Source organism: Micromonospora sp. LOL_024 (genome assembly GCF_048060415.1).
Taxonomy (GTDB): Bacteria; Actinomycetota; Actinomycetes; order Mycobacteriales; family Micromonosporaceae; genus Micromonospora.
In genome coordinates this window covers 1-384 of sequence record NZ_JBHMIS010000206.1, presented here as the reverse complement: position 1 = coordinate 384, position 384 = coordinate 1, and the positions used below count along the sequence as shown (strand labels likewise).

Sequence of the window (384 nt, the reverse complement as noted above, 5' to 3'; positions counted from 1 at the left end):
CCATCATCGCCCGCCATACCCGCTCGGCGTCGATACGCGCACCATCAAGCTGCCGATCAGCCGGCGTGTACGGCTGCCCCGTGAGGTCGAGGACCGAACACTCCAGGGCCGCGGCCAGATCGACCACCATGTACCGATCCGTACGCTGAACACCACGTTCGATCCGCGACCACGTCGTATGCGAGATACCCGCGCGACTCGCGGCGTACCGGATACTCCAGCCACGCAACTCGCGCCGGGCCCGGATACGCTCACCCACCGACGGGTCAGCAGGTATGGCTAGGCGAGGCACAACGATCCCTCTCGAACGACCAGATGGGACAGGCAGCCAGCACGACAACCGGCGACCGGTCCACCACCGACGGTACCCGGCCCGGACAGCGC

1 protein-coding gene is annotated in these 384 nt (G+C 67.2%); it reads right to left on the bottom strand.

All coding sequences use genetic code 11. From position 1 onward, the window contains the following. On the bottom strand, positions 1-259 hold a 259-nt coding region (locus ACFHWY_RS28900), incomplete at its 3' end, for a helix-turn-helix domain-containing protein (protein WP_416583388.1). Positions 260-384 lie beyond the last annotated feature (125 nt).